The 8,337-nt window shown below is 74.4% G+C and carries 8 protein-coding genes and 1 pseudogene; 5 read left to right on the top strand and 4 right to left on the bottom strand.

Annotation, left to right across the window (positions count from 1 at the left end; genetic code table 11):
• Together ACFOWE_RS26170 and ACFOWE_RS26175 are read left to right on the top strand one after the other, a co-directional pair.
• Positions 1 to 339, top strand: a pseudogene (locus tag ACFOWE_RS26170) (hypothetical protein); the annotation flags it as partial.
• Positions 340 to 546: 207 nt separating this feature from the next.
• Positions 547 to 1,977 carry an RNA polymerase sigma factor gene (locus tag ACFOWE_RS26175; protein ID WP_377292326.1) on the top strand — a complete coding sequence of 477 codons (1,431 nt, stop codon included), beginning with the start codon at positions 547 to 549 and terminating at the stop codon, positions 1,975 to 1,977.
• A 155-nt stretch (positions 1,978 to 2,132) separates the two neighbouring features.
• Here ACFOWE_RS26175 and ACFOWE_RS26180 read toward each other — a convergent pair whose 3' ends face one another.
• Positions 2,133 to 2,549 (bottom strand): hypothetical protein, encoded by a 417-nt coding sequence (locus tag ACFOWE_RS26180; RefSeq protein WP_377292328.1) that lies wholly within the window; start codon positions 2,547 to 2,549, stop codon positions 2,133 to 2,135.
• A gap of 160 nt (positions 2,550 to 2,709) precedes the next feature.
• Between ACFOWE_RS26180 and ACFOWE_RS26185 the strand changes: the two genes are divergently transcribed.
• A complete protein-coding gene (locus tag ACFOWE_RS26185; RefSeq protein WP_377292330.1) occupies positions 2,710 to 3,303 on the top strand; it encodes a TetR/AcrR family transcriptional regulator C-terminal domain-containing protein in 594 nt (197 codons plus the stop codon).
• 391 nt (positions 3,304 to 3,694) lie between these two features.
• Positions 3,695 to 3,886, top strand: coding sequence for a DUF5999 family protein (locus ACFOWE_RS26190; protein ID WP_377292332.1), 192 nt, complete (start codon positions 3,695 to 3,697; stop codon positions 3,884 to 3,886).
• 90 nt (positions 3,887 to 3,976) lie between these two features.
• Here the strand turns inward: ACFOWE_RS26190 and ACFOWE_RS26195 are convergent, their stop codons facing one another.
• On the bottom strand, positions 3,977 to 4,582 hold the full coding sequence (locus tag ACFOWE_RS26195) for an alpha/beta hydrolase family protein (protein WP_377292334.1): 606 nt from the start codon (positions 4,580 to 4,582) through the stop codon (positions 3,977 to 3,979).
• 82 nt (positions 4,583 to 4,664) lie between these two features.
• Here ACFOWE_RS26195 and ACFOWE_RS26200 point away from each other — a divergent pair, with 82 nt between their 5' ends.
• Positions 4,665 to 5,045, top strand: coding sequence for a hypothetical protein (locus ACFOWE_RS26200; RefSeq protein ID WP_377292336.1), 381 nt, complete (start codon positions 4,665 to 4,667; stop codon positions 5,043 to 5,045).
• Between the two features lie 201 nt (positions 5,046 to 5,246).
• Here the strand turns inward: ACFOWE_RS26200 and ACFOWE_RS26205 are convergent, their stop codons facing one another.
• Positions 5,247 to 6,029: a hypothetical protein gene (locus tag ACFOWE_RS26205; RefSeq protein WP_377292338.1), complete on the bottom strand. Its 783-nt coding sequence runs from the start codon at positions 6,027 to 6,029 to the stop codon at positions 5,247 to 5,249.
• Between the two features lie 141 nt (positions 6,030 to 6,170).
• Positions 6,171 to 8,337, bottom strand: a 2,167-nt coding sequence (gcvP, locus tag ACFOWE_RS26210) for an aminomethyl-transferring glycine dehydrogenase (RefSeq protein ID WP_377292340.1), incomplete at its 5' end; no start/stop codon positions are given.

The following is an 8,337-nucleotide window of genomic DNA, read 5'->3' on the forward strand; positions in this document are numbered from 1 at the left end:
CGGCGGCGCCGCCACCGGACGAGGAGGACGGCCGCGGCGAGCACGGCGAGCGCGACGGCGCCCGCCGCCGCGGGCGGGATCGGAGGGGCGGGTGAGCCCGTGCCCGCGGTGGAGCCGGGCCTGCCGGCCCCCGAGGGCGCGGCCCCACCGTCCTCGGCGCCTCCGCCCGTCTCCCCGGAGAAGTCCTCTCCGGCCGGGGACGCCGAGGATTACGTGGTCTCCGAGGAGGTCAACCCCGATCCGGAAGAGGTCCTGCGCTACTGGAGCGAGGAGCGGACCGAGAACGCGCAGCCGATGCCCATGCCGGTGGTCGAGGGCCCGGTCGACGTGACCGAGTAGACGCCCGCTCCGGGGGCAGGGACGGGGTGGGTCGGTTCGCGCCGATCCACCCCATCATATTTTCCCCGTCAAGTCGGGAACAGAACGGTCTTCGGCGGGGTTATTGGTACTGGTGCGATGAGCGGTCCCCCGGCCGCCCCACACTCCGCAGCGTGCCAGCACCCACAGCCTGAAAAAAGACGACTCCGTCATGGAGGAGGTGTCCTCATGCCCCAAACCGCCGCGACCTCGTCTGAGGCCCCGACGACCCTTGAGCAGCTCCTTGACCGAGGGCGAGTCCAGGGTCACCTTTCTCTCGCGGAGCTGCGTCACGCCTTCGCCGAGGCGGGCATCAGCCCGGCCGAGGGCCGGACGATCCTGCGCGACCTCACCGAGGCCGGGGTGAGCCTGGCCGCCGAGGACGAGCCGACGCTCGCCGCGGCCACCAGGAAGGCCGCGAGCAAGAGCAAGAAGGCCGCCAAGGCGGCATCGTCCGCGACGCCGGCCCGCAAGACGGCCGGCCGCGCACCCGCCTCGCGCACGGCCGAGGCCGCCCCCACGGGCAAGAAGACCGCGAGCAAGAAGACCGCGGCCGCCGGCGAGGACGGCCGCTCCGCCACGGCCCCGGACGGTGCGGACGTGCCGGAGGACCTCGAGGCGCCGCTGGAGGACGAGGGCTGGACCCCCGCCGACGAGGCCGAGATCGAGGCGGAGGCCGAGCAGTCCGTCGACCTGGACGACCAGTCCTCGGTCATGGGCGACTCGGTGCACACCTACCTCAAGTCGATCGGCCGCCGCACGCTGCTGACCGCCGCGCAGGAGGTCGAGCTCGCCAAGAGGATCGAGGCCGGCCTGTACGCCGAGGCCAAGCTGGAGTCCGAGCCGGGCCTCCCCTCCGACCTGCGCGAAGAGCTGGAGTGGATCGCCGAGGACGGCCGCCGCGCCAAGGACCACATGCTGGAGGCCAACCTCCGGCTCGTCGTCTCCGTCGCCAAGAAGTACACCGACCGCGGCATGGCCCTGCTCGACGTGGTCCAGGAGGGCAACCTCGGGCTGATCCGCGCGGTGGAGAAGTTCGACTACACCAAGGGCTACAAGTTCTCCACCTACGCCATGTGGTGGATCCGCCAGGCCATCCAGCGGGGTTTCGCCGACTCCGCCCGCACCATCCGCCTGCCCGTGCACGTGCTGGAGATGCTCTCCAAGCTCTCCCGGGTGGAGCGCGACATGCACCAGCGGCTGGGGCGCGAGCCCACGCCCGAGGAGCTGGCCGTCGAGCTGGACAAGACCCCGGACCAGATCGAGGAGCTGCTGCGCACCAGCCGCCAGCCGCTCAGCCTCAACGCCACCATCGGCGAGGACGGCGAGACCACCATCGGCGACCTGATCGAGGACGTCGACTCCCCGGAGGCCTCGGAGGTGGTGGACCGCCAGCTCCTGGCCGAGCAGCTCCGCGGCGTGCTGGGCAATCTCTCGCCCCGGGAGGCCCGGATCATGGCGCTGCGCTTCGGGCTCGTCGACGGCAAGCCGCACACCCTCGACGAGATCGGCAAGCACCTCGGCCTGACCCGCGAGCGCATCCGCCAGCTGGAGAAGGAGTCCCTGTCCAAGCTGCGCCACCCGAGCAACACCCGCCCGCTGCTCGACTGGGCCAGCTGAGGCCGGTCGCGCCCCGGGGAACACGCGGAGGGCGCCGTCGCGACGTCGTTCGCGGCGGCGCCCTCCCGCGTGCGGGCGCCACCGGTCCCGGACGGGGCCTGGAGACACGTCCGCCCGGCGCGGCGGGGCCGTACCGGGCGGGGACGCGAGCGGTGTCAGGGCGTGGTGCCGGCGCGGTTCGCGGTGCCGACGGGCAGCACGTCCTTCGGGACGTCGACCAGGCGGTTGCGCTCGCGGAGCGTGCGCAGTCGTTCGACCTCGGTGCTCCACCGGGCGCCCTCGGGGGTGGCCCTGCCCTTGCGGCGGCGGAGCCGGTCGTCGTAGGCGCCCGGGCCGAACGCCACCCGCTGGTTGGCCTCGGCCGCGCGCAGCGCCTCGGTCAGCGCCCTGTCCAGCACCAGGGCGGCGGCCCGCCGCTCGGCGGAGGAGGTCGTGGTGGCCTGCACCTCGCGCAGCGCGGCCTCCGCCGTCTGGGCCTTGCGCAGCAGCTCGGGGAAGCTCTTTCCGAGCTCCCGGTCCGCGTGGTAGCGGACCTCCGCCTCACGGCTCACCCGCGGTCGGAAAAGCGCCATCGTCTGCCCTCTCTCGCCTGACTCTCCTGGCTGCTGACAGCCGTAGCCTACGCCGTTTCCGCGTTCCGCCCGTACCCAGGGCCCCCTCGGGGCCCGCTCCGCACCGGGTACGGCACGGCTTCCTTTACATAGTAAGCCTCAGGGTGGCAGGATGGGCCGCATGCCTGCCAAGCGACCTCCGATCCCCCTCACCAGGGAGCGCATCATCGAAGCGGCCCTGCACATCGCCGACGGCCAGGGGCTGCGGCGGCTGACCATGCGGCGGCTGGGGGACGCCCTCCAGGTGGAGGCTATGGCCATCTACCACCACCTGCCCCGCGGCAAGGACGCGCTGATGGACGCCCTGGCCGAGCACGTCACCGCCGTCCACGCCGAGCCCGCCGGCAGCTGGCAGGAGACCGCGCGCGCGTGGTGCCGGGCGAGCCGGGACGCGCTGCGGGAGCATCCCGGGGTGCTGGCGCTCGCCCTCACCAAGCCTCCCAAGGGGCGAGCCGCGGCGGCGGTCCGGGAGCAGACCGAGCAGCTCGCCGAGGCGGGGCTGCCGGACGCGGCGGAGGCCGTGCGGGCCCTGCGAGCCTACGTCTTCGGCGCGGTCGCCGTGGAGGTGCAGCAGTCGGGCTGGGCGGATCCGCCCGGCGACGAGGGCGAGACCGAGCCGTGGCGCCCTCCGTCGCGCGGCGGCGGCAGCGCCGCCGCCGACGCCGACTTCGAGCGGGGACTCGACGCGCTGCTGGCCGGTCTGGCCCGGAGCTGACCCCGGCCGCCGGCCTGCAAGGCGGGCACGCCCGGGATCCGTGTCCTGCCGTTCACCGCATCTCCGGCGTGTCGCGCTTGGCCGGTTATAGGTGGATGAGGCACCCTGTGTCATAGGTCACACCCCTGGACGAGGCCCGAGGGACCACAAGGACCACTTCCAATGGCCCTCAAACGGTCCCAAGTGACTATGTCGCGCGAGTGTGACCCGTCGCACACTGGACCTGTCCGATGTGCGCGTCTCACACCGCGCGAGACGCGCACGGCCATATGTCAACCGCAACCGCTCGCCCCTCCGCGCAGGAGGGAACGGGGTCCCGTCGGGGGGCGGTCCCGCCGATCTCCCGACGCCGATTCCGGCGAGCCGACACGAGAGATCTGGAGGCACGCCGATGTGCCCGCATGAGCCGCCCTGCCCGTCCGCCGAAGGGCCGGGCCGCGAGGCCGCCCGCATGGTCGTCTCCCACCCCGAGCAGGGGTGGAGCCTGCTCTGCAACGGTGTGGTGCTGTTCGAGGACACCGGCGAGCTGCTGCCCGACGGCGCCGTCATCGAGCCCCGGCGCCCCCTCGCCGGCGTCTCCTGACCCGCGGAGCGCACCCGTGAGCGGAGCGCACCCGTGAGGGCGCGCCGCCGCTGAGCGGCCGCCGGAACAGCCCGCGCGGCGCCCCGGGCGTCACCGCGGGCTGTCCGGCATCCTCTCCTCCAGCCACCCCGCCACGGCCTCGCCCACCCGGGCGGGGTCTTTCTTCAGGTCGTGCCCCTCCCCCGCCAGGACCACCAGCCGGGCGGCGTCCGCCGCCTCCGGCACGCCGAACGGGTCGCGGTCCCCGCTGACCGCCAGCACGTCCACGCCCGCCTGCCGCAGTTCCGGCGCGCGGGAGCGCTCCGGCTTCCCCGGCGGGCGCAGTGGGAAGGCCAGCGCGACGACCGCCTCGGCCCCCACCGCCCGCGCCGTACGGCAGGCGACCCGGGCGCCGTTGCTCCGCCCGCCCTGCACGAGGGGCAGGCCGGGGTGGTCCCGGAGGATCCGCGCCACCACCGCCGTCCACGCCTCGTCCTGCTTGACCGCCGAACCCGGCGCCCGGGCCCCCCGCAGCCGGAACGGCTGGGTCACCCGGACGACCAGGCCGCCGATCCCCGCCACGGCCTCCCGTACGGCCAGCAGGTCCGGCGCGTCCACTCCCCCGGCCGAGCCGTGGGTGAGGACCAGCAGGAACCGGGGATCCGCCACCGGGTCGGCCTCCACCCGCGCCGGCCCGTGCGGCGTCATGATCTCCATGCGGGAACCGTACCGGGATCACACGCCGATCTCGTCCTCATGACCGATGCCGCGCCGCCCGGCGGGGTGCAGACTGAGGGGCGTGCAGAGTGACAACGACATCCGCCAGGACATGCGCGCCACCCTCGAGGCCCGGCGCGATCTGGGACCCGAGTACGAGGCGGCGCTCGTCGACTCGTTCATCGAGCGGCTCGACGCCAGCATCGCCGCCCGCGTGCGGGCCGAGATCGGCGCCGCCGGCGCGGCGCCGTACCCGCCGTATGCACAGCCGCAGCCGCCGGACAAGCGCAAGGGCGACGGCTCGGTCGCCGTCACGCTGGGCTCCCTGGGCATCGGCATCCCGCTGACCGCCATCGCCGCGACCGAGGCCGGGTTCTTCGGCATGGTGCTCGCCTGGGGCGGCATCGTCGCGGTCAACCTCGCCCACGCCCTCGGCCGCCTGCGCCGGCGCGACCACTACTGACGCGGGTCCCCGCCCCGGGCTCCGGAGAAGCCGGGAGCACCGTGGCGCTCCTCCGGCAGGCCGTGGGCGGAGAACCCGCGGACGGGCTCTCCTCCCCCTGTCCAGCGCCCACCGGGCCCCTCGGCGGGTCCCGGTGAGGCCCTGTGAGGCCCTGTGAGGCTCAGTGAGGCCCGGTGGGCGCCAGCGGAGGCCTGACATGCCTCAGAGGTCGCGGTCCCGCCGGAGGCGGACCTGCTCGGCCAGCCGCTCGTCGGCGTGCTCCAGGCCGTAGCGCCACACCTGCTCGGCGTCCTCGTCGCGGCCCCGCAGCGGGAGCGTGCGGGCCAGCAGCTCGATGGCCAGGGCGCTGGTCTCGGCGTCCCCGCCCTCCTCCACCACGCCCGCGAACTCCGCGCACGCCATCTCCAGGTGCGCCGCCCCGAGCAGCACCCGCAGCCTCGGCGGGTCCGCCACCCCGGGGATCGCCAGCGCCGCCAGGAGCACGTCGGCCGCCTCTCCCGGCTCCCCCTCCGCCAGGAAGAGCTCCGCCAACCGCTGGGCCGCGCGGGAGCCGATCTCCGGGTCTCCGGTGGCCAGGGCCGCCCGGAGGGCCTCGGCCATCTCCTCCTCGTCGGCGGCGAGCCGCGCCAGCGCCATGTGCGCCAGCGGAACGTAGGCGGGGTTGCCCAGGCCGAGGGCGGCCTGCCAGGCCGCCCGGGCCTGGTCGGTCAGCTCCTCGCTCTCGAAGCTCCCCGCGAGCAGGCAGGCCGCCTGGGCGGCGAACTCCGGGTGCCCGGTCGCCAGCGCGGCGCGCGCGGCGGCGCGGGCCCCCGGCGTGTCCCCCCGCTCCTGCAGCACCACGGCCAGTCCCACCGCGGCCTGCGCCCGGTCGGGCCCGTCGGCGTCGGCGGCCAGCTCCGCGAAGATCGCCGCGGCGCCGTCCAGGTCGCCGCCCTCGGCCAGCCTGCGCGCGACCTCCAGGGGGTGCGTGTCGACGTCCGGCATCCAAGATCCTCCCCGGGTAAGGAAACGGCACCGAGCCTAACGACTCGGTGCCGTCCGCGTCTTCGCATACGCGGCGATCCGTACGGCCCAACAGGCGCGGGCCGTACGGCGGGCGCCGGATCCCCGCGGGCCGCCCCCGGGTCAGTCCTCGAACGCCTCCGGCGGCGGGCAGGAGCACACGAGGTTGCGGTCGCCGTAGGCCTGGTCGATGCGGCGCACCGGCGACCAGTACTTGGCCTGGCGCAGCGAGACCACCGGGTAGGCCGCCTCGGTCCGGCCGTAGGAGTGGTCCCAGGAGTCGGCCGTGACGCAGCCGGCGGTGTGCGGCGCGTTGCGCAGCGGGTTGTCGGTCCGGTCCCAGGCGCCCGAGGCGACCTTCTCGATCTCCCCGCGGATCGCGATCATCGCGTCGCAGAACCGGTCGAGCTCGGCCAGGTCCTCGCTCTCGGTCGGCTCGATCATCAGCGTGCCGGCCACCGGGAAGGACATGGTGGGCGCGTGGAAGCCGTAGTCGATCAGGCGCTTGGCCACGTCGTCGACGGTGACGCCGGTCTCCTTGGTGATCTGGCGCAGGTCGACGATGCACTCGTGGGCGACCAGGCCGCCCCGGCCGGTGTAGAGGACCGGGTAGTGCGGCGCCAGCCTGCGGGCGAGGTAGTTGGCCGAGAGGATGGCCTGCTCGGTGGCGGCCTTGAGGCCGTCGCCGCCCATCATCCGGATGTAGGCCCAGGAGATGGGCAGGATGCTCGCCGAGCCGTACGGCGCGGCGGAGACGGGACCGACCGCCGACCCGTCGCGCAGCGGGTGGCCGGGCAGGTAGTCCGCCAGGTGGGCGCGGACCGCGACCGGGCCGACGCCGGGGCCGCCGCCGCCGTGCGGGATGCAGAAGGTCTTGTGCAGGTTCAGGTGGGAGACGTCCGCGCCGAACTCGCCCGGCTTGGCCAGGCCGACCAGCGCGTTGAGGTTGGCGCCGTCGACGTAGACCTGGCCGCCGGCCTCGTGGACCAGCCGGCAGACCTCGGTGATGGTCTCCTCGTACACACCGTGCGTGGACGGGTAGGTGACCATGATCGCGGCGAGCCGGTCGCGGTGCTTCTCGATCTTGGCGACGAGGTCGCCGAGATCGACGTTGCCGTTCTCGTCGCAGGCCACCACGACGACCTTCATGCCCGCCATGACGGCGCTGGCGGCGTTGGTGCCGTGCGCCGAGGACGGGATGAGGCAGACCTCCCGCTGGTCCTCGCCCCGCGCCCGGTGGTAGGCGCGGATGGCCAGCAGGCCGGCGAACTCGCCCTGGGAGCCGGCGTTGGGCTGGATCGAGACGGCGGCGTAGCCGGTGACCTCGGCCAGCCAGTGCTCCAGCTGCCCGATCATCTCGAGGTAGCCCCCGGCCTGGTCCTCGGGCGCGTACGGGTGGATCCCGGCGAACTCCGGCCAGGTGATCGGCTCCATCTCGGTGGTCGCGTTGAGCTTCATGGTGCACGAGCCCAGCGGGATCATCGACCGGTCGAGCGCGATGTCCTTGTCCTGGAGCCGGCGCAGGTAGCGCAGCATGGACGTCTCGGAGCGGTGGGAGTGGAAGACCGGGTGGGTCAGGTAGTCGCTCGTGCGCGCCAGCTCGCCCGGGAGCGCGTCGTGCGCGGCGGCGTCCAGGTCGGCCAGGACCGCGCCGCCGGCCCCGAAGGCGGCCAGGACCTTCTCCAGGTGGAGCGGCTCGGTCCTCTCGTCGCAGCTGACGCCCACGTGGTCGGCGTCGACCAGGCGGAGGTTGACGCCGCTCGCCCGGGCGGCGGCGACGACCTGCCCGGCGCGGCCGGGCACCCGGGCCAGCACGGTGTCGAAGAAGGCCTCGTGCACGACCTCCACACCGGCCTGCCGCAGCCCCTCGGCCAGCACCACGGCGTGCCGGTGGACCCGCCGGGCGATCCGGCGCAGACCCTCGGGCCCGTGGTAGACGGCGTACATGCTCGCGATCACGGCGAGCAGCACCTGGGCGGTGCAGATGTTGCTGGTCGCCTTCTCCCGGCGGATGTGCTGCTCGCGGGTCTGCAGCGCGAGCCGGTAGGCGGACTGCCCGTCGGCGTCCTGGGAGACGCCGACCAGGCGGCCGGGCATCTGGCGCTGCAGGCCCTCGCGGACCGACATGTAGGCCGCGTGCGGGCCGCCGAAGCCGAGCGGGACGCCGAAGCGCTGCGAGGAGCCGATCGCGATGTCCGCGCCGAGCTCGCCGGGGGCGGCCAGCAGCGTGAGGGCGAGCAGGTCGGCGGCGGCCACCGTCAGGGCGCCGCGGGCGCGGGCGGCCTCGGCG

The organism is Planomonospora corallina, assembly GCF_042650625.1.
Taxonomy (GTDB): Bacteria; Actinomycetota; Actinomycetes; order Streptosporangiales; family Streptosporangiaceae; genus Planomonospora_B; species Planomonospora_B corallina.